The sequence below is a fragment of the Bradyrhizobium sp. USDA 4353 genome (genome assembly GCF_054063215.1).
Genome location: NZ_JBSSGB010000001.1, coordinates 5,692,119 through 5,711,723 on the forward strand (window position 1 = coordinate 5,692,119; position 19,605 = coordinate 5,711,723).

Genomic DNA, 19,605 nt, shown 5'->3' on the forward strand with positions numbered 1-19,605 from the left:
CGATTGAATTCAACCTTCTGCAATAAGCTCGTGACCTCGTAGGACCTGCTCAAAGCTCCGTCGATTTGCTGGAGCTGGCGGAGTGCCGAGTCGCCCGTCGGGCACGCCTTGTCCGAACGGATGGCTTCGGTCGCATTGTTCGGGCATCAAACAACGTGCGCCCCGAAACTGATTTCGCCCGCGCGTTCAAGCCGATGACCCCTGTCCAGTCCTGTCGCGAAAAACATTCCTCTTTCGCCTTCTCAGAATTCGTGATTTCCTATCCCCGTCCCGTCTCGATCAGAGGGGCGCTTCGCGGTCGTCACGGACGTTGAGGCGGGATGTGGTGGGTGTGTTGGTGCTGCAGCGTGGCTTGGCCGCGCGGACGAACGGCATCGATGCGCACGGTCAAGTCGCGTGGTCCTGACACCCCGACGCTGGTGTCAAGGTCGAAGGGCTGGACGAGCCCTGCGGCCGACGGTGGCCAACAAGCCCGGAGCACCGGGGAGAACGCGAAGCAGCCGTTAAAGCCATCGCGCGGGGAATGCCGGGATGTCTCGGCTGAACCTGTGGTACCTGCCGCCTGCATTTTTTTCCGCAGGCGGGCCATGGGGGCGGCCAGCTCCCGGCATTCCCCGTGCCCTCTTCAAGGAGAGGGCATATCAAGAACGGCAAGCTCGGACGCAACTGCGCCGCGAGGCAGCGGTGGCGTGTCCCGGCGCGAGGAGCGAGCCGACCCCATGTTTGAGCCGCGCATGTTCAGCATCGAGAGCAACGAAGGTCCCCGCTCCGACCCAGGGCTATCTCGCGCTCATGCCGAGCCGGGTGCGCAGCGCCTCGCGAATATGGCCGCGCGCGACCGCCTCGGCCCGGTCGGCATCGCCGGCGGCAATCGCCTCGATCAGCTCAGCATGTTCAGTCGCTGCGATGGCCGGACGTCCCTCGGCCGCGAAGGTCGTTGTGCCCAGCAGCGCCGTCGCGACATGCATGTCGGCCAGCGCGGCATCGAGATAGCGATTGCGCGCGGCCCGCTGGATCGCGCCGTGCATCAGCCGGTTCAGCCGAGCGAGACCGGCCGCGCCACCCTCGCCACTGGCAAAGCGCGCATGGATGTCGCGAAGGGCGGCGATCTCGGCCGGCACCGCATATTGCGCCGCCAGCCGCGCCGCCGCGCCCTCGAGAATCTCCCGCATCGCGTAGAGCTCGAGGATCTCGTTCTGGTCCAGGCTGCGCACGATCAGCCCACGGCCGCCCGCCGGCTGCACCCAGCCCTTGGCGACGAGCTTGCCGAACGCCTCACGCACCGGCGTCCGGCTGACCTCGAGCTTCTGCGCGACCTCGTCCTCGCGCAGCCGGTCGCCGGAGCGATAGACGCCGTTTTCCAGCGCTTGGCACAGCGCGCGGAACACCGCCTCGCCGAGAGAGACGTTGTCGCGATCGATCGTCAGCTTGGGAGCGTCGGAGGTCATCGGCGTCACTGTCGCATAGCCTTGTACGGCCGCAAAGCCCCCTTGCATATTTTTGTATACAATAGTATACGGATTTCAAATTCGGCCCCCGATCTGTCGGGGCCTCGAACCGATTTGCCCGCGCCCGGAGGGATCGCGTCATGACGGCCGACGGCGACTTCGCCCACCATCCCCAAACCTACGACGTCGTGGTGGTCGGCGGCGGCAACGCGGCGCTATGTGCCGCCATCTCGGCGCGGCGCGCTGGCGCGTCGGTCATCGTTCTCGAGGCGGCCACAAAATTCTATCGCGGCGGCAACACGCGCCATACCCGCAACATGCGCTGCACCCACGACGCGGCAACGGCGACCTTGAGCGGCCCCTACACCGAGGACGAGTTCTGGGACGACCTGCTGCGCGTCACCGAGGGCCAGACCAACGAGCAGCTGGCGCGGATGATGATCCGGCAGTCCAAGGAGATGCTCGACTGGATCGTCGAACAGGGCGTCCGCTTCCAGCCCTCGCTCGGCGGCACGCTGAGCCTCGGACGCACCAACTCGTTCTTCCTCGGCGGCGGTCGCGCGATGCTCAACGCGCTCTATCTGACCGCCGAGCGTCTCGGCGTCGACGTGCTCTACGAGGCCGAGGTGGTGGCGCTCGACATCGAGGACGACCGTTTCCGGGCTGCCATTGTGCAGCAGCCTAACGGCAGGGTCCGCATCCGCGGCAAGGCGCTGGTCGCGGCGGCCGGCGGCTTCGAATCCAACATCGATAAGCTGGTGGAGGGCTGGGGCGAGATCGCGCGCAACTTCCTGATCCGCGGCACGCCGAACAATCGCGGCACGGTGCTGGACATGCTGCTCGGCGCCGGCGTCGACAGCATCGGCGATCCGACGCAATGTCATGCGGTGGCGATCGATGCGCGCGCGCCGAAATATGACGGCGGCATCATCACGCGGCTCGACTGCGTCGTGTTCGGCATCGTCGTCAACAACCGCGCGGAGCGCTTCTACGACGAGGGCGAGGACGTCTGGCCAAAACGTTACGCCATCTGGGGCCGTCTCGTGGCCGCGCAGCCCGACCAGATCGCCTACATCATCTTCGATGCGAAATCAGCTACTCTGTTCATGCCGTCGCTCTACCCTGCGATCCAGGCCGACAGCATCGCCGAGCTCGCCGGCAAGCTCGAGCTCGATCCCGATAAGCTGTCGGCCACCATTGCGGAGTTCAACGCCGCGGTACGCGACGGCAGCTTCAATCCCGACATTCTCGACGATTGCCACACCGAGAACCTGACGCCGCCGAAATCGCATTGGGCGCGCCGCATCGAGACCGGTCCGTACTACGCCTACCCCGTCAGGCCAGGCATCACCTTCACCTATCTCGGCGTCCGCGTGGATCACGAGGCCAAAATGATGATGAAGCAAGGCGGATGCGCCGACAACATGTACGCCGCCGGCGAGATCATGGCCGGCAACGTGCTCGGACGCGGCTATGCCGCCGGCATCGGCATGACCATCGGCAGCGTGTTCGGACGCATCGCGGGCCAGGGAGCAGCACGACATGCAGCAGCACGACATGCAGCGCAGTGAGGCGTTGACCGAAGCGGATCGGCTGATGACGATCTGCAATTCCTGCCGCTATTGCGAGGGCCTCTGCGCCGTGTTTCCAGCCATGGAGATGCGCCGCGCGTTCACTTCAGGCGATCTCAACTATCTCGCTAATCTCTGCCATTCCTGCGGCGCCTGCTATGTCGACTGTCAGTTCTCGCCGCCACACGAGTTCGACGTCCGCGTGCCCGCGGTGCTCGCGCGTGTCCGGCGCGAGAGCTACGCGGACTACGCCTGGCCGCGCGCGCTCGCGCCGATGTTCAAGCGCAACGGGCTGGCGATTGCGCTCACCGCCGTGCTGAGCATCGCCCTCTTCATCCTCGGCTTCGTCGCCTTCAACGATCGCACTGCGTTGCTGCAAAGCCGGCATGGCCCTGGATCGTTCTATGCGCTGATGCCGCACAACACGATGGCGCTGGTGTTCGGCGCGGCATTCCTCTGGGCGATGATTGCTTTCATCAAGGGCGCGCGCGCCTTCTGGACCGATATCGGCGAGCCGCAGGGGACGCTCACCCAGCCGCGCCCGTTCCTGCGCGCCGTGCGCGACGCCGGCAGCCTGCGCTATCTCGATGGCGGCGGCGTCGGCTGCTACAACGAGGATGAGAAGCCTGATGACAACAGACGCTTCTACCATCACCTCACGTTCTACGGCTTCCTGCTCTGCTTCGCCTCCACCAGCGTCGCGACGCTGTATCATTATCTGCTGCATCGCGAGGCTCCCTACCCGCTGTGGGACCTGCCGGTGGTGCTCGGCACGCTCGGCGGCCTCGGCATCGTGATCGGACCGCTCGGGCTCTACGCTGCGAAACGCAGGCGCGACCCGGCGATGATCGATGACGGCGGCCGCGGCATGGACATAGCGTTCCTGGCCATGCTTGTGCTGACCGGCATCACCGGCCTCAGCTTACTGATCTTGCGCGAGACCAGCGCGATGGGCTCGTTGCTGGCGCTGCATCTCGGCGCGGTGTTCGCGCTCTTCCTCACCATGCCCTACGGCAAGTTCGTGCACGGCCTCTATCGCTTCCTGGCATTGGTCCGCTACGCACGCGAGCGTCACACGGCGACCGTGTAGTCGGCGGAACAACATCGTCTCATCCGTTGAGCCTGCTGATTGTCATGCTGCATTCATGACCCTGAGCATCCGTTCATAAAGTTGCGATCTGCGATATTTTTTCGGAACGATTGGAGCCGTACGGAACGACTCCAACCTCCTGCGGTTGTCGGCGCGGGCAGTGCCAATGACAGAGGAGGATCGAGGATGACTCATCGCTTGATGGTATCAGTTGCTGCAATCGCGCTTTTGGCGGGTGCAAGTTTTGCTCATGCGCAGGGCGCCGGTGGTGCGGGCGGCGCGGGTGGTCAATCCGGCGGTGCCGCGATGCAAGGCGGCGCAAGCGGTGGTGCGACGGGCGGCGCGTCCGGCGGCGGCAGCGCAACGGGCGGTGCCATGAATCGCGACAGCGCCTCGCCTTCGGCCGGCGGCTCGTCCGAGATGCGCTCGAGCCAGTCGGAGCAGAAGTCCGGTGCGACCAAGGGGCAGCACGCCGAGGACAACATGAAGGGGCCGGCCACCAAGGGCGCGAGCTCCGAGACCGACAAGGGCGGCGCCAAGAACATGAAGGCCGAGGGCCGCGACAGCAAGACCGGCAATAGCGCTGCGGAGAACCGCGACAGCAAGACCGGCACCAGCACCAACGCCGAAACCAAGACCGGCGGCGATCGCTCGCAGACGACCACCGGACAGGCTGGCGCCAGCGCCAAGCTGACCACCGAGCAGCGCACCAAGATCACCAGCGTGATCCGCAGCCAGCGCGTCGAGCCGGTGACCAACGTCAACTTCAACATCTCGGTCGGCACCCGGGTGCCGCGCGAGGTCCACTTCCACCCGCTTCCGGCCGAGGTCGTGACGGTTTATCCGGAATGGCGCGGATATGACTTCATCCTGGTTCGTGAGCAGATCGTGGTGATCGATCCTCGGACCTACGAGATCGTCGCCGTTCTCGACACCTGATCCCCGACCAGGCAGGTGACGGGACAAGGGGCGGGCAGCAATGCCTGCCCCTTTCTGCTGCCGCAGCACACGCAGCGCGTGCAGCAGGCCGTCGACAGTGGTTAACGAGCCATTTCCAGGGCTTGTACGGGTTTTTTCGTGTGACGGGCAAGCCGCGCTATCCCCATCCGCGGCGCCGAAAGGCTTCCCCTGGGCAGCTTTGTTACCTATAACGCCGCCCACCGCCGCCACACCGCCGGAATGGGAATGGCCGAAGACGCAAACACGACGATCTATGTGCTCAATGGACCCAGCTTCGATCTCCTGGGCACCTGCGAGCCGCAGACCGCTGGCCAAGCCACGCTGGCCGATGTCGAGCGTCTGTGCGCGGAGATGGCGGCCCGGTTCGGGCTGACCAGTGAATGCCGGCAGTCCGATGAAGACGGGCTGGTGCAGTCGATCCATGAGGCCCGCGCCAGAGCCGTCGCCGGCATCGTGCTGAATGCCGGCACGTACTGCCGTACCTCAGTTGCCGTGCAGGATGCTCTGCTGGAAAGCAGGATCCCCACGGTGGAGGTGCGCAACGGCAACACTCGTACCCGCGACAGCTTTCGGCACCACACTTTCACCGCCAGAGCCGCGTTTGCGTCAATTTCCGGCTTTGGTGTCGACGGCTACCGACTCGCCATCACCGGCCTTGCTGCCAAGCTTGGAGCGAAGGCCGCCCCGCAGACCGACCTCTCGGCGCAAGCCTGACGTCCCCTCACTCAACGTTTCTGGATCACGATCATGGCGCCTCAGCCCGACGACAAGACCACGGCCAAGTCTGAAGACAGCCAGCTCATTCGCGAATTGGCCGCGCTGCTGGATGAAACCAGCCTGACCGAGATCGAGCTGGAGCGGGCCGGCCTGCGCATCCGCGTCGCCCGCAACGTCACGATTGCCGCCGCGGTGCCGTCGGCGGTTCCTGCGGCAGCGTCCGCGGTCCCCGTGGTCGCCGCTGCAGCGGCGGCCGCCGCCGGCGCCGATCTGTCCAAGCACCCCGGCGTCGTGCCGTCGCCGATGGTCGGCACCGCCTATTGGGCGCCGGAGCCCGGCGCCAAGCCGTTCGTCGAGGTCGGCTCCAAGGTCTCGGTCGGCCAGACCCTGATGATCATCGAGGCGATGAAGACGATGAACCAGATCCCGTCGCCGCGCGCGGGCACGGTGACGCAGATCCTGGTCGAGGACGGCCAGCCGGTCGAGTTCGGCGAGCCGCTGGTGATCATTGAATAAATGCGAATGGCGAATAGCGAATAGCTGTCCGTTCCCTGTTCGCTAATCCCTATTCGCTACTCGCCCCCCGAGGCCCCATGTTCGACAAGATCCTCATCGCCAACCGCGGCGAAATCGCCCTCCGCATCCTCCGGGCCTGCAAGGAGCTCGGCATCTCCACCGTCGCGGTGCATTCGACCGCCGACGCCGATGCCATGCATGTCCGCCTCGCCGACGAGAGCGTGTGCATCGGACCGCCGCCGTCGAAGGACAGCTATCTCAACATTCCCGCGCTGCTCGCCGCCTGCGAGATCACCGGCGCCGACGCCGTGCATCCGGGCTACGGCTTCCTGTCCGAGAACGCGCGCTTCGCCGAGATCCTCGCCGACCACAATCTGCATTTCATCGGGCCGAAGGCCGAGCACATCCGCCTGATGGGCGATAAGATCGAAGCCAAGAAGACGGCCAAGCGGCTCGGCATTCCCGTGGTGCCGGGCTCCGACGGCGCGGTCACGCCCGACCAGGACGCGATGGCGATTGCGAAAGCGATCGGCTTCCCGGTGCTGGTCAAGGCCGCCGCCGGCGGCGGCGGTCGCGGCATGAAGGTCGCGCACACCGAGGCCGACCTGCAGTTGGCGCTGACCACCGCGGCCAACGAGGCCAAGTCGGCGTTCGGCGATGCCTCGGTCTATCTCGAGAAATATCTCCAGAAGCCGCGCCACATCGAGATCCAGGTGCTCGGCGACGGCCGCGGCGGCGCCATCCATCTCGGCGAGCGCGACTGCTCGCTGCAGCGGCGTCACCAGAAGGTCTGGGAGGAAGGCCCCTCGCCGGTGCTCGACGCAGCCGCGCGTGCGAAGATCGGCAACACCGTCGCCAAGGCGATGCAGGAGCTGAAATATATCGGCGTCGGCACCATCGAGTTCCTCTACGAGGACGGCGAGTTCTATTTCATCGAAATGAACACCCGCATCCAGGTCGAGCATCCCGTCACCGAGATGATCACCGGCATCGACCTCGTGCTGGAGCAGATCCGGATCGCCGCCGGCGGCGACCTGCCGATGACCCAGGACCAGGTCGTGATCAACGGCCACTCGATCGAGTGCCGCGTCAACGCCGAGAACCCGGTCAGCTTCCGGCCTTCCCCCGGCAAGATCCAGCAGTACCATCCGCCCGGCGGCCTCGGCGTCCGCATCGATTCCGCTGTTTACCAGGGCTACGTCATCCCGCCTTATTACGACTCGCTGGTCGGCAAGCTGATCGTGCACGGCAAGAGCCGGGTCGAGTGCCTGATGCGGCTGCGCCGGGCGCTGGACGAGATGGTGGTCGACGGGATCGAGACCACGCTGCCGCTGTTCCGCGCCCTGGTCCGCGAGCCCGCGATCATCGACGGCGACTATCACATCCATTGGCTCGAGCAGTATCTCGCCGGCCAGAAGGCGGACTGAGCGGTCCGTTGAGAAAACCCTCGTTCGAGGCGGAACCATCCGGCCGCAGCCGCGTTTTGCTCGGTCGGATCAGTTCCGCCAGGGGGCAGTAATTACCAACGACGTGCGAGTGTGTAGTGGCGCCTGAGGTGAGACGAAGGCGCACACTGGGGCAGGTCCTGCTGTTGTCAGCGGGATTTCTGGTGCTGGTCGCCGTCAGCACGGCGTCGGTTCTGCTGGTCAACAAGGCGCGCAGCGACAGCGCCTGGGTGGTGCACACCGTCGAGGCCGAGAACCAGATCAACGCCGTGCTGCTGGAGGTGCGTCGCGCCGAGAGCGGCGCGCGCGCCTATCTGCTGACGCAGAGCCCTGACTTCCTGCGGGATCATGAAGCCGCCGTCGGCGCGATCCGGCCGCTGCTCGACAAGCTCGCAACGCTGGTCGCGGATAACCAGGTGCAGGTCGACAACCTCGCCAAGCTGCGCGGCGTCATCGAGATGCGTCTCTCGCAGTTCGATCGCGAGAAGGCCCTCGTCGCCTCCGGCGATCTTCCCGCCGCCGTGGCGCTGGTGCGCGACGCCGCCTCGACCGACAGCAGCACGACGATGCGGACCACGGCGGAAGCGATGCGCATGGAGGAGGAGCGTCTGCTCGCGCTGCGCACCACCAATGCTGACCGTAGTCAGCAACTGGCCACGATCGTCACCGTCACCGGCTCTGCGCTGGTGGTTCTGCTCGCCATCATCTCGGTGCTCCTGGTCCGCCGCTCGACGCAGGCGCGCGACGAGGCCGAGGCCAAGCTGCGTGAGAGCAACCTCAACCTCGAGGCCACGGTCGACGAGCGCACCGCCGATCTGCGCGAGGCCAATGAGGAGATCCAGCGCTTCGCCTATATCGTGAGCCACGATCTGCGCTCGCCGCTCGTCAACATCATGGGCTTCACCAGCGAGCTAGAGGAGCTGCGCAACGACATCTTCCGGCGCATCGCGACCCTGGCCCGCGCCGTCTCGGCCTCACCGCCGCCTGCCGAGGGCACCGAGCCCGAGCTCGAAGGCACCGACAAGCAGCTGTCGGAGGATTTCTCGGAGGCGCTCGGCTTCATCAAGTCGTCGATCGCCAAGATGGACCGGCTGATCAGCGCGATCCTCAATCTCACCCGCGAAGGCCGCCGCGAGTTCGTCCCGGTCCGCATCGACACGCGCGAGCTGATCGAGCAGATCGTCTCGACGCTGGCGCATCAGGCGGAAGAGGCGCAGACGACGATCCGCGTCGAGCCGCTGCCGACGATCGTCAGCGACCGCCTGGCCCTGGAGCAGATTTTCTCCAACCTGATCGACAACGCGATCAAATACATGAAGCCCGGGGTGCCCGGCGACATCGCCATCCGCGCCCGCACCAAGCTCGGCTTCGCCATCTTCGAGGTCGCAGACAACGGCCGGGGGATTGATCCCCGGGATCACCAGCGTATCTTTGATCTGTTCCGCCGCGCCGGGACCCAGGACCGTCCGGGTCAGGGGATCGGATTGGCGCATGTGCGCGCGCTGGTGCGCCGGCTCGGGGGAACCATGTCGGTCGCGTCGGAGCTCGACCAGGGTAGCACGTTCACCATCACGCTCCCGATCAACTGGAACGTCTCAAACCGGAACTCAGACCGATGACCAAGCCCGTGACCATCATCATGATCGAGGACGACGAGGGCCACGCCCGGCTGATCGAGCGGAACATCCGCCGTTCCGGCGTCAACAACGAGATCAAGCCGTTCACCAACGGTACAGACGCGGTGAAATATCTGCTGGGAGCTGACGGCAGCGGCCTCGATCACAAGGGCCACGCTTTGCTCATCCTGCTCGACCTGAACCTGCCGGACATGACCGGCATCGACATTCTGAAGATGGTCAAGCAAAACAGCTATCTGAAGAGCGCGCCGGTGGTGATTCTGACCACCACGGACGACTCCCAGGAGATCAAGCGCTGCTACGAGCTCGGCTGCAACGTCTACATTACCAAGCCGGTCAACTACGATAGCTTCGCCAACGCCATTCGCCAGCTCGGACTATTCTTCTCCGTCATCCAGGTTCCGCCCGCCGCATGAGCGCCCCCGCCCCCACGCTGCTCTATATCGAGGACGACGCAGCGCTGGCGCGGCTGGTCGAGCGCGGGCTGAAGCGGCTCGGCTTGGCCGTGGAGCATGCGCCTGATGGGAGCGCGGGCCTCGAACGGCTGCAGCGCGGCGGCGTCGACGTGGTTGCGCTCGACCAGCACATGCCGGGGCTCGACGGGCTGGAGACGCTGGAGCGCATCATGGCGCTGCCGGATCCGCCGCCGGTCGTGTTCGTCACGGCCTCGCAGGACTCCAAGATTGCCGTGACCGCCCTCAAGGCCGGTGCCGCCGACTATCTGGTCAAGGACGTGCAGGGCGAGTTCATCCCGCTGCTGCAAGTCGCCGCCGAGGGCGCGCTGCGCCAGGCGCGGCTGCAAAAGGCCCGGGACGAGGCGGAGGCCGAGGTGCGCGCCTCGCGCGATCGCTTCGCGGCACTGGCGGCCGAGCGCGAGGTGCTGCTCCGCGAGGTCAATCATCGCGTCGGAAACTCCTTGCAGATCATTGCCTCGCTGCTGCACCTGCAGGCCAATTCAAGCACGCAGGACGACGTCAAGGCGGCGCTCACCAACGCGATGGGCCGCGTCGCCGCGGTGGCCCAGGTGCACCGCCGGCTCTATACGTCGCAGGACCTCAAGAGCGTGATGCTCAACCAGTACCTGGACTCGCTGCTCGACGATCTCCGCCGCTCCGCCGAGGGCAACCGGATGTCGCGCCTGACCTTGAAGGCGGAGCCGGTCGAGATCGATCCGGATCGGGCGGTCGCGATCGGCATCGTCGTCAACGAGCTGGTCATGAACGCCGTCAAATACGCCTATCCCGACGGCCCCGGCCCGATCCATGTCGAGCTGAAGCTCGAGAGCGGAGACATCGTGCTGTCGATCGCCGACAATGGCGTCGGCCTCAACGCCACCAGCGATCCCCGCTCCACCGGCATGGGCCAGCGCATCGTCAGCGCGATGGCGACCAAGCTCGATGCGACGGTGGAGCCGGATCCGAGCCATGACGGCACCAAGATCGTGGTTCGCTTCCGCCTCAACAAGGTTGTTGCGAAGCCCGCGACTGCCGCGGTGGGCTGAGCGGCTTCGTCCCAACGACCCATCGCGTGCCGATCGATGTCCTGCTAGACTGCCCGCATGAATTCGCGCGACTCCGCGTCCGAGATCACGCCCGAGGTTCTGCTGCGCGCCTATGCCTGCGGCATCTTCCCGATGGCCGAAAGCGCCGATGACCCCTCGCTGTTCTGGGTCGAGCCGGAGCTGCGTGGCGTCATTCCGCTCGACGGCTTTCGCGTGGCCTCGCGGCTCGCCCGCACGGTGCGCTCCGACGCCTTCACCGTGACCGTCAACCAGGCCTTCAAAGCCGTCATGGATGGCTGCGCCGAGCCGCAGCCGGGTCGCGAGGACACCTGGATCAACCGGCGCATCCGCGAGCTCTATAATGGCCTCTACGCGATGGGCCATTGCCACAGCGTCGAGTGCTGGCAGGAGGGCGAGCTGGTCGGCGGGCTCTATGGCGTCAGCCTGGGGCGCGCGTTCTTCGGCGAGAGCATGTTCCACCGCGTCCGCGATGCCTCGAAGGTCGCGCTCGTACATCTTGTGGCCCGGCTGATCGCCGGCGGCTTCGAGCTGCTCGACACCCAATATGTGACCGAGCATCTCAAGACCTTCGGCGCGGTCGAGATTCCGCGCCGGCGCTATACCCTGCTGCTCGAAAAGGCGATCACTGGACCGGCGGCGAACTTCGTCCGGCTTCCAATCGACCGGCCGATCAGCGGCGCCGAAGCGCTCGGCATCATCGCCGAGCGCGGCTGAACGTCTCTACCGGAACACGCCGCCGAACGGCCCGCCGGCCTGCGGGGGCGGAGGTGGTGGCGGCGGCACCTGCTGGGTCTGATATTGCGGCGGCGGACCGGGCGGACGCGGCGCCGCCTGCTTCTGCTGTGCCGGCCGCTTCTGCGCAGGCTGCGGCTGCGGTGCGGGCTTCTGGTCGGGCGCGGCACTGGCCACCGTGTTCTGCGGCTCTTTGCAGTCGACCAGCCAGATATCGTAGATCGGGTGCTCGACGCCGTGCAGGCCGGGGCTCGCGGCGAACATCCACCCCGAGAAGATCCGCTTCACCTCGCCCTGCAAGGTGATCTCGTCGACCTGCACGAAGGCGTCGGTGTTGGCGGCCTCGGTGGCCGGCCGGGTGTAGCAGGCGTCAGTCTTCACCCGGAGCGCGCCGAACTGCACAGTCTCGCCGATCTCCTCGTCGAAATTGATGATCCGGCCGGTAATCTTGTCGAGGCCGGAGAAGCTCGCCTTCTTGTTCACGATCTTCTGCGCAGGCGGCTCGGTCACCACCTCGTCGCCGGGCTGAATGGTCGCCGGAGTCTGCGGCACCGCGCCGTTCGGCGGGATCGTGGCATTCTGGGGCGCGCCGCGCGGCGGCGCCGGCCGCTGGCCGGGCTGCGCCGGTGCGGCACCGGGCTGGCCAGGCGGTGCGACCGCGACGGGCGGATTGTTCTGCGGCAGGACCGTCGTTCCCGGCGGCGGCGCCAGCGGCTGCGACTGCACCGGGCCGGGCAAGGCAGCACCCTGCCCCGGCGGCGGACGGGTCGGCGCCGGCAGCACGCGGCCCTGCGGCAGCTCCGGAATCTCCTCCTCCTCATCGGGCGGCGGCGGCATCGGCTCTCCGCGACGTGGAATGTTGCCCGGCGGACGCGGCACGGGATCTGAGAAAATGGTCCCGATCTGGGCGCGTGCGGGCACGGCCAGCGCGAGGGATGTGGCGGCCAGCAATGCCGCGATACCGGTCAGGACGATTGTTCGGTGCATCTCGCGCGGCTTTATCAGGCGAATCGGGGTTCGGGACAATCAAATCGCGTCATGACCCATCCGCCGCTCTCGATCAGCCCTCCCGTTAACATGCCGAATACGGCGGGGAAAGGGCGACTTACCAGCGCACCGCGAGGTGGCCATCCGGTTCATCCAATGAGATAGTCGCATGATCAGAAGATAGCGTGAAACCAACACGCGACAAGGCCGCGGCCACGCGCCGTGGCGCACGGGAGGAACACATGGCTGATTCGATCAGGCTCGACGGCCGGGTTGCCGTCGTGACCGGCGCGGCAGGCGTCATCGGCGCTGCGACCATGCAGTTGCTGGCGGCCCGCGGCGCCCGTATTGTCGCCGTCGACCGGCGCGAGCAGGACCTCAACGAGGCCGTCAGCGCCCTTCCCGCCGGCGCCGAGCCGCTGGCGATCACCGCCGATGTCACCGACGAGGAACAGGTCGCGTCCTATGTCCGCCGCGCCTGCGACCGCTTCGGAACAATCGATGTGTTCTTTAACAATGCGGGCGTCGAAGGCGAGATCAAGTCGATCACGAACTACCCGCTCGATGCCTTCCGCCGCGTGCTCGACGTCAACGTCATCGGCGTCTTCCTCGGCCTCAAGCACGTGCTGCCGGTGATGCTCAAGCAGAACCGCGGCTCGATCATCAACACCGCCTCGATCGCCGGCCTGATCGGCTCGCCGCAAATCGCCGTCTACAGCGCCAGCAAGCACGCCGTGATCGGGCTGACCAAGAGCGCCTCGTGGGAATGCACCGGCACCCATGTGCGCGTGAACTGCATCTGTCCCGGACTGATCGACAGCCGCATGCTGAGCGCGATCATCGAAGGCCGCAGCGGCGCGCCCGTGCCGATCGAGAAGGTCGTCGATCGCGTGCCTGCGCGCCGGCTCGGCCAGGGCGCGGAGGTCGCGGCGATCGTCGCCTTCCTCGCCTCCGACGATGCGAGCTACGTCTCCGGCGCGGCCTACACCGTCGACGGCGGCCGCACCGCCGCCTGAACAAGCTTTCACATCAACCCGCTCAACGCACAGGTCGCTCGTCAATGCCCGTTCAACTCGATGCCGATGCCGCAGCCGTCTACAAAGCGTTCCAGGAGGCCGGCCGCCCCGCTTATGAGACGCTGACGCCGCAGGAGGCGCGCGACTACTATCTGGCCGCGCGGATCGTGAGCAATCCCGAGCCGCCGGAGCTCGCCGAGGTCGGGGATCTCGCCATCCCCGGTCCGCACGGCGCGATCTCTGCCCGGCTGTACCGCCCGAAGACGGTGCGCCAGACCAATGGCCTCGCGCCAGGGCTGGTGTTCCTCCACGGCGGCGGCTGGGTGATCGGCAATCTCGATTCGCATGATGTGGTCTGCCGGACGCTGGCGCATGAAGGCGAGCTGATCGTCGTCTCGGTCGACTACCGCCTCGCGCCCGAGCACAAGTTTCCCGCCGCGGTCGACGACGCCGTCGCAGCGACGCAATGGGTCGCCGACAACGCCGCCTCGCTCGGGATCGATGCTCTCAGGCTCAGCGTCGGCGGCGACTCCGCTGGCGGCAATCTCGCAGCAGTTGTTGCGTTGTCGGCGCGCGACGGCAAAGGGCCGAAGCTGTCGGGCCAGGTGCTGATCTATCCCGCCACCGACTTCGCCATGAGCCATCCCTCGCACAGCGAGCCCGAGACCAGCGTGCTGCTGACTCATTCGGTGATCCGCTGGTTTCGCGACCACTACCTCAACAGCACAGCCGACATCCACGATTGGCGCGCCTCGCCGGCGAAGGCCGCGACGCTAGCTGGCCTGCCGCCCGCCTATGTGCTGACGGCCGGTGCCGACCCGCTGCGCGACGAAGGCGATGACTACGCCCGGCGCCTGCGCGAGGCCGGCGTGTCGGTGACGCATCGGACGCATCCAGGTCAATTCCACGGCTTCTTCACCATGGGCAAGCTGCTCGACCAGGCCAATGTCGCGGCCCGCGATATCGGCAACTGGCTCAAGCAGCTCGATCGGCAGGGCGGCATATGAGCGACCCGTTGAGACCGGACCGGGAGCTCGAGGACGCTGCAAGCATCGAGCACGTCATGGTGTTGGGCGTCGCCTGGTTCAAGCGTGAGGAATGGGACGAGGTGAAACAGATCTGCCCGGATCTGCACGACACCTATGACGAATGGCTGGCCGACGCCGAGGCTGTCGTCGACAGCCTCGCAAGCTTGGAGGGACATCAGGTCGTCAAGACCATTCTGACGGTCGACGAGCTCCGCCGGTGGAAGCGCGCCACTGGACGTGAGGTCGACGGCAGGGTGCGCTCTCGGCTTGCCACCAAGAAAGCGCGCAAGATCGCCAATGCGGACCCTCAGCCCGGTCGCGCGCCAAGTCGCGACTGAGGCAGAGGCGCGCCGGCCATCGCCAGCCGGCTCCGCTCGCAAGAGCAAGGAGCGGCTGATGCAGCCAGCTGCCCCTTTCCGCATTCGCTGCAGGCAGCCATGCAGCGCGGAAATTCCCGCTGATTTCGCGCTGCAACCAAGCTAGTGTCCGCACGGCCGCCGAGCGACCACCGCCTGCCGCCCGCGACGCAATAGGAATGCTCCACGATGTTCGAACGCCTGAGCCGCCAGCCCGATGATCCCCTGCTCGCCTTGATCGGCATCTTCAAAGCCGACCCGCGCGCCGACAAGGTCGATCTCGGCGTCGGCGTCTATCGCGACGAGGCCGGCCATTCGCCGATCTTTCGCGCGGTGAAGGCCGCCGAACGCAGGATCTGGGAAACCCAGGACAGCAAGGCCTATGTCGCCCCGGAAGGCGATCAGGGCTTCCTGGACCTGCTGTGGACGATGGTCGGCGGCACGGCCTCTTCAGTCCATGCCGCTGGTGTCCAGACTCCCGGCGGCTCCGGCGCGCTGCGGCTCGCCGCCGATCTGATCCGCCAGGCCGGCACAGGCAAGATCTGGCTGGGCCTGCCGAGCTGGCCCAACCACGCCGGCATCTTCGCCGCCGTCGGGCTCGAGATCGAGACCTATCCCTATTTCGACGTCCCGTCGCAGACCCTGCTGCTCGACAGCATGCTCGAGGCCTTGCAGCGGGCTCAGCCCGGCGATGCCGTGCTGCTGCATGCCTCCTGCCACAACCCGACCGGCGCCCCGCTCGGGGCCGCGGACTGGGCGCGCATCACCGAGGTGATCGCCGCCCGCGGGCTCGTGCCGCTGATCGACTCGGCCTACCAGGGATTTGGCGCCGGCTTCGATGGCGACGTCGCCGGCCTGCGCGCGATGATCACTGCGATCCCGGAGGCGCTTGTCGCCGTGTCCTGCTCGAAATCCTTCGGGCTCTATCGCGAGCGCACCGGCGCGCTGTTCGCCGTCGCCGCCAGCGAGGCTGCAGCGGCCACGGCCCGCTCCAACCTGGTCGCCATCGCCCGCACCAGCTACTCGATGCCGCCCGATCATGGCGCCGCAATCGTGAGGACGATCCTGGGCACGCCGGAGCTCTACGCCGACTGGCGGGCCGAGCTCGAGTCGATGCGCGAGCGCCTCGCGAGCTTGCGCCGCTCCTTCGCCGCGGCGCTTGGCGATCGCTGGTCGAACTCGCTCGTGATCGGCCAGCAGGAGGGCATGTTCTCGCTGCTGCCGCTTTCGCCTGCGGAAGTGATGGCTCTGCGAGAGAAGCACGGCGTGTATATGCCGACCTCCGGTCGCATCAACATCGCCGGCTTGAAGCTCGCCGACGTCGCCCGCGTCGCAGGCCTGTTCAAGGCGATCTGAGCGGCGGCAGGCAAGGACCACAGGCGTGAGCGAGATCGTGCAGGAGCGGCACAAGCTCTATGAGGACGCGATGGCCCTGACGCTGGGCACGCTGTTCGTGTCGCTGGGCATGCTGATCTACAGCAAGACGGTGCTGCTGGTCGGCAGCACCGCGGGCCTGTCGCTGCTGCTCAGCTACATCAGCGGCTACGGCTTCGGGATCAGCTTCTTCCTGCTCAATTTGCCGTTCTACGTGCTCGCTGTCAGGCGCATGGGCTGGCCGTTCACGATCCGCACCTTCGTGGCGGTCGGCCTCGTCGCAATATTCTCGCGTCTCACGACGTCATGGGTCGACATTGCCGAGATCAATCCGATCTATGCCACCGTGATCGGCGCCGGCCTGACCGGCACCGGCCTGCTGATGCTGTTCCGCCACCGCACCGGTCTCGGCGGCATCAACATCCTCGCGCTCTATCTGCAGGAGCACTGGAAGATCCGCGCCGGCTATTTCCAGCTCGCGGTCGACTTCCTGATCATGATCGCCGCATTCTTCGTGATCCCCGTCAACCGGCTGGCGCTGTCGATCCTGGGCATCGTGATCGTCAATGTGATCATCGCCATCAACCACAAGCCCGGCCGCTACATGGCGCTGAGCTGACCGCCGATCATCCCCTCAAGCATGATCCGGAAAAGTGCGCAGCGGTTTTCCGAAAAGATCATGCGCAAACAACAACCTGAAGCGCGATGACGATCCATCCTGATCTCATCGCGCTTTAGGCGCTTTGTGCCGGCATCACCCGCTCGGGATGTCGCAGGCGTGCGCTGCACCTTGCCAGACGGACCGTTCCATGGGATGAAGTCTCTGGTATGCCAGCGATCCAGGGCACGGGTTACCGCCTTCGTGCGCCCTTGGTTTGTGCCAGGGGCCCACGACGGCCCCTTCGGTGCGACTGGATCGCCAATAAAAAAATCGCCAACACAAAACCAAGCTCTGGGGAAGACCAAGGTATGGCACGTAACATTCTGATTCTCGGAGCCTCCTATGGCTCCCTGCTCGGCACCAAGCTCTTGATGGCCGGCCACAACGTCACGCTGGTCTGCCGCAAGAAGACCGCTGAGCTGATCAATCGCGAGGGCACGGAGGTCCGCATCAAGCTGCGTGACGAGCCGACCCATCGCTCGATCTTCTCACGCGACCTGCCCGGCAAGCTCGACGCCGCCACGCCCGACGCCGTCCATCTCTCGCGCTACGACCTCGTCGGCCTGGCGATGCAGGAGCCGCAATACACCAACCACACCATTCGCGTGCTGATGGTGAAGATCGCCGAGGCCAAGCTGCCGTGCCTCTCGATCATGAACATGCCGCCGCTGCCCTATCTCAAGCGCATCCCCGCGCTGGCCAACAGCGATCTCGAAGAGGCCTACACCAATGCGCAGGTCTGGGAGCGCTTCACCCCCGGTCTCGTCACGCTGTGCTCGCCCGATCCGCAGGCCTTCCGTCCGCCGGAGGAAGGCGCCAACGTGCTGCATGTCGGCCTGCCCACGAACTTCAAGGCCGCCGCCTTCGACGACGAGAGGCACAACGCGCTGCTGCGCGAGCTCGAGCGCGACATCGACGCGGTCAGGCTGGACGGCCAGGATGTGCCGGTGAAGCTGAAGGTGTTCGACTCGCTGTTCGTGCCGCTGGCCAAATGGTCGATGCTGCTCACGGGTAACTATCGCTGCATCACCCGCGGCGAGCCGCAGGCGATCCGCGACGCCGTGCACGGCAATCTCGCCCAGTCCAAGGCGATCTACGAGCATGTCGACGCGATCGCGCGCAAGCTCGGCGCCGATCCGAGCGACCAGGTGCCGTTCGAGAAATACGCCAAGGCGGCCGAGAGCCTGCTGAAGCCGTCCTCGGCCGCGCGCGCTGTCGCCGCCGGCGCGCCGTTCATCGAGCGCGTCGATCTCTTGGTGAAGCTGATCGCCCAGCAGATCGGCATGCCCAATCCCGAGATCGACCAGACCGTGCAGACCGTCGACTTCAAGCTCAACGAGAAGATCGTGGTCGGCGGCTCCAGCGCGCAGTGAGATCAGGCGCCGACATCGTCCGTAACCAGATGTGACTTTGCATGAACGCGCGGCCAGCCCATGGTTCGCGCGTTCATTGATTCAGATCGTCTGGAATTTCGATGCCGCTCTCCGGTCCACTCGCCGTTCCTCTGCGCGCCCTGAGCTGGCTCGGCGATCAGGGCACCCGCGCCGTCGCGGCGGTGCTGCTGATGGCGATCGCCGTGCCGCCGCTCGGCGAGCTGACGCGCCCCTATGTCACCGAGGCCATCGTCGGCCTGCTTTGCATCTCCTTCATGCGCGTCGACGTCGCGATCCTGACAGCGCATCTGCGCCGGCCGCTGTTGGTGCTCCTAGCGACCGCGTGGACCACGATCGCGATCCCGGCCCTCGCAGGCTTGATCGGACGGATCGCGGGCGTCGATGTGTCAGCGCCGGATCTCTATCTCGCGCTGATGCTGCAGGCCACGGCGTCACCCATGATGGCCTCGCCCGCGCTCGCCGCGCTGATGGGATTAGATGCAACGCTGGTGCTGATCACGCTGGTGACATCGACGGCGCTGGTGCCGTTGACGGCGCCGCTGTTCGCCTATCTGTATTTTGACCAGACGTTGGCGCTTGCGCCGGCCGCATTGGGCCTGAAGCTCGCCGGCGTTCTCGGCATCGCGCTGGCGGTCGCGATCGCGATCCGCCTCGGCTTCGGCATCGAGCGCATCCGCCGCCACCGCGCTCCGATCGACGGATTCAACGTCCTCATCCTCTACGTGTTCGCCTCGGCGATCATGGCGCATTTCGTGACCGACCTCGTTGCGAGCCCGTTCCGCATGCTGGGACTCGCGGTGCTGGCGTTCACCGTGTTCTTCCTGCTCCTGGGTATCACGATGCTGCTGTTCCGCCGTGCGGGCCGCGAACGGGCGATGGCGCTCGGCGTGATGGTCTCGCTGCGCAACATGGGATTGATGCTGGCGGCGACCGACGGCGCGATCCCCGGCACGACATGGCTCTACTTCGCGATGAGTCAGTTTCCCATCCATCTGGCTCCCCAGCTGCTGCGGCCGTTGGCCGAGCGTCTGCGGTCCTCATCACTTCCATCCCGCGGGACTGAACACGGTGCACTCAGTCCTGCACGCGAATGAGGCAGCGCAGCATCGCGGCTGCGTGTCGCTCCTAAGTTAGCTACCAGCTTCGAGATG

At 66.2% G+C, this 19,605-nt stretch carries 19 protein-coding genes; 17 read left to right on the forward strand and 2 right to left on the reverse strand.

All coding sequences use genetic code 11. From position 1 onward, the window contains the following. Positions 1-779: 779 nt before the first annotated feature. On the reverse strand, positions 780-1,448 hold the full coding sequence (locus ACVILH_RS25710) for a GntR family transcriptional regulator (protein ID WP_456715382.1): 669 nt from the start codon (positions 1,446-1,448) through the stop codon (positions 780-782). Between the two features lie 140 nt (positions 1,449-1,588). Between ACVILH_RS25710 and tcuA the strand changes: the two genes are divergently transcribed. From tcuA to aat, 10 genes are all read left to right on the forward strand, one after another. Then, positions 1,589-3,019, forward strand: coding sequence for an FAD-dependent tricarballylate dehydrogenase TcuA (tcuA, locus tag ACVILH_RS25715; protein ID WP_456715383.1), 1,431 nt, complete (start codon positions 1,589-1,591; stop codon positions 3,017-3,019). Further along, a complete protein-coding gene (gene tcuB, locus ACVILH_RS25720; RefSeq protein ID WP_456717076.1) occupies positions 3,006-4,109 on the forward strand; it encodes a tricarballylate utilization 4Fe-4S protein TcuB in 1,104 nt (367 codons plus the stop codon). Before tcuA ends, tcuB begins: the two co-directional genes overlap by 14 nt. A 186-nt stretch (positions 4,110-4,295) precedes the next feature. Beyond that, complete coding sequence (locus ACVILH_RS25725) at positions 4,296-5,048, forward strand: DUF1236 domain-containing protein (RefSeq protein WP_456715384.1); 753 nt, start codon at positions 4,296-4,298, stop codon at positions 5,046-5,048. A gap of 246 nt (positions 5,049-5,294) precedes the next feature. Further along, positions 5,295-5,783 carry a type II 3-dehydroquinate dehydratase gene (locus tag ACVILH_RS25730; protein WP_456715385.1) on the forward strand — a complete coding sequence of 163 codons (489 nt, stop codon included), beginning with the start codon at positions 5,295-5,297 and terminating at the stop codon, positions 5,781-5,783. Between the two features lie 33 nt (positions 5,784-5,816). Beyond that, positions 5,817-6,302 (forward strand): acetyl-CoA carboxylase biotin carboxyl carrier protein, encoded by a 486-nt coding sequence (accB, locus tag ACVILH_RS25735; RefSeq protein ID WP_456715386.1) that lies wholly within the window; start codon positions 5,817-5,819, stop codon positions 6,300-6,302. A 77-nt stretch (positions 6,303-6,379) separates the two neighbouring features. Next, the gene (gene accC / locus ACVILH_RS25740; RefSeq protein ID WP_456715387.1) at positions 6,380-7,729 is read left to right on the forward strand and encodes an acetyl-CoA carboxylase biotin carboxylase subunit; all 1,350 of its coding nucleotides are present in this window, start codon (positions 6,380-6,382) and stop codon (positions 7,727-7,729) included. Positions 7,730-7,845: 116 nt separating this feature from the next. After that, positions 7,846-9,366 (forward strand): sensor histidine kinase, encoded by a 1,521-nt coding sequence (locus ACVILH_RS25745; protein WP_456715388.1) that lies wholly within the window; start codon positions 7,846-7,848, stop codon positions 9,364-9,366. Beyond that, positions 9,363-9,800: a response regulator gene (locus tag ACVILH_RS25750; protein WP_456715389.1), complete on the forward strand. Its 438-nt coding sequence runs from the start codon at positions 9,363-9,365 to the stop codon at positions 9,798-9,800. The genes ACVILH_RS25745 and ACVILH_RS25750 overlap by 4 nt, the downstream gene beginning before the upstream one ends. Beyond that, positions 9,797-10,885 (forward strand): sensor histidine kinase, encoded by a 1,089-nt coding sequence (locus ACVILH_RS25755; protein WP_456715390.1) that lies wholly within the window; start codon positions 9,797-9,799, stop codon positions 10,883-10,885. The genes ACVILH_RS25750 and ACVILH_RS25755 overlap by 4 nt, the downstream gene beginning before the upstream one ends. 57 nt (positions 10,886-10,942) lie before the next feature. Beyond that, entirely contained in the window at positions 10,943-11,620 is a 678-nt protein-coding gene (gene aat, locus ACVILH_RS25760) for a leucyl/phenylalanyl-tRNA--protein transferase (protein ID WP_456715391.1), read from the forward strand. Between the two features lie 6 nt (positions 11,621-11,626). Here aat and ACVILH_RS25765 read toward each other — a convergent pair whose 3' ends face one another. Next, positions 11,627-12,625, reverse strand: a complete 999-nt coding sequence (locus tag ACVILH_RS25765) for a DUF2155 domain-containing protein (protein WP_456715392.1) — start codon at positions 12,623-12,625, stop codon at positions 11,627-11,629. A 242-nt stretch (positions 12,626-12,867) separates the two neighbouring features. Between ACVILH_RS25765 and ACVILH_RS25770 the strand changes: the two genes are divergently transcribed. The 7 genes from ACVILH_RS25770 to ACVILH_RS25800 all read left to right on the forward strand — a co-directional run bounded on the left by ACVILH_RS25770 (position 12,868) and on the right by ACVILH_RS25800 (position 19,548). Continuing rightward, positions 12,868-13,641 (forward strand): SDR family NAD(P)-dependent oxidoreductase, encoded by a 774-nt coding sequence (locus tag ACVILH_RS25770; protein WP_456715393.1) that lies wholly within the window; start codon positions 12,868-12,870, stop codon positions 13,639-13,641. A gap of 44 nt (positions 13,642-13,685) precedes the next feature. Continuing rightward, positions 13,686-14,648: an alpha/beta hydrolase gene (locus tag ACVILH_RS25775; RefSeq protein ID WP_456715394.1), complete on the forward strand. Its 963-nt coding sequence runs from the start codon at positions 13,686-13,688 to the stop codon at positions 14,646-14,648. After that, positions 14,645-15,007, forward strand: a complete 363-nt coding sequence (locus tag ACVILH_RS25780; protein ID WP_456715395.1) for a hypothetical protein — start codon at positions 14,645-14,647, stop codon at positions 15,005-15,007. Before ACVILH_RS25775 ends, ACVILH_RS25780 begins: the two co-directional genes overlap by 4 nt. A 207-nt stretch (positions 15,008-15,214) precedes the next feature. Then, positions 15,215-16,381 (forward strand): amino acid aminotransferase, encoded by a 1,167-nt coding sequence (locus ACVILH_RS25785; protein WP_456715396.1) that lies wholly within the window; start codon positions 15,215-15,217, stop codon positions 16,379-16,381. Positions 16,382-16,406: 25 nt separating this feature from the next. After that, positions 16,407-17,018 carry a YitT family protein gene (locus ACVILH_RS25790; protein ID WP_456715397.1) on the forward strand — a complete coding sequence of 204 codons (612 nt, stop codon included), beginning with the start codon at positions 16,407-16,409 and terminating at the stop codon, positions 17,016-17,018. A gap of 350 nt (positions 17,019-17,368) precedes the next feature. Beyond that, the gene (locus ACVILH_RS25795) at positions 17,369-18,433 is read left to right on the forward strand and encodes a ketopantoate reductase family protein (protein WP_456715398.1); all 1,065 of its coding nucleotides are present in this window, start codon (positions 17,369-17,371) and stop codon (positions 18,431-18,433) included. 101 nt (positions 18,434-18,534) lie between these two features. After that, a complete protein-coding gene (locus tag ACVILH_RS25800; RefSeq protein WP_456715399.1) occupies positions 18,535-19,548 on the forward strand; it encodes a Na+-dependent transporter in 1,014 nt (337 codons plus the stop codon). The last annotated feature ends 57 nt before the right edge of the window (positions 19,549-19,605 follow it).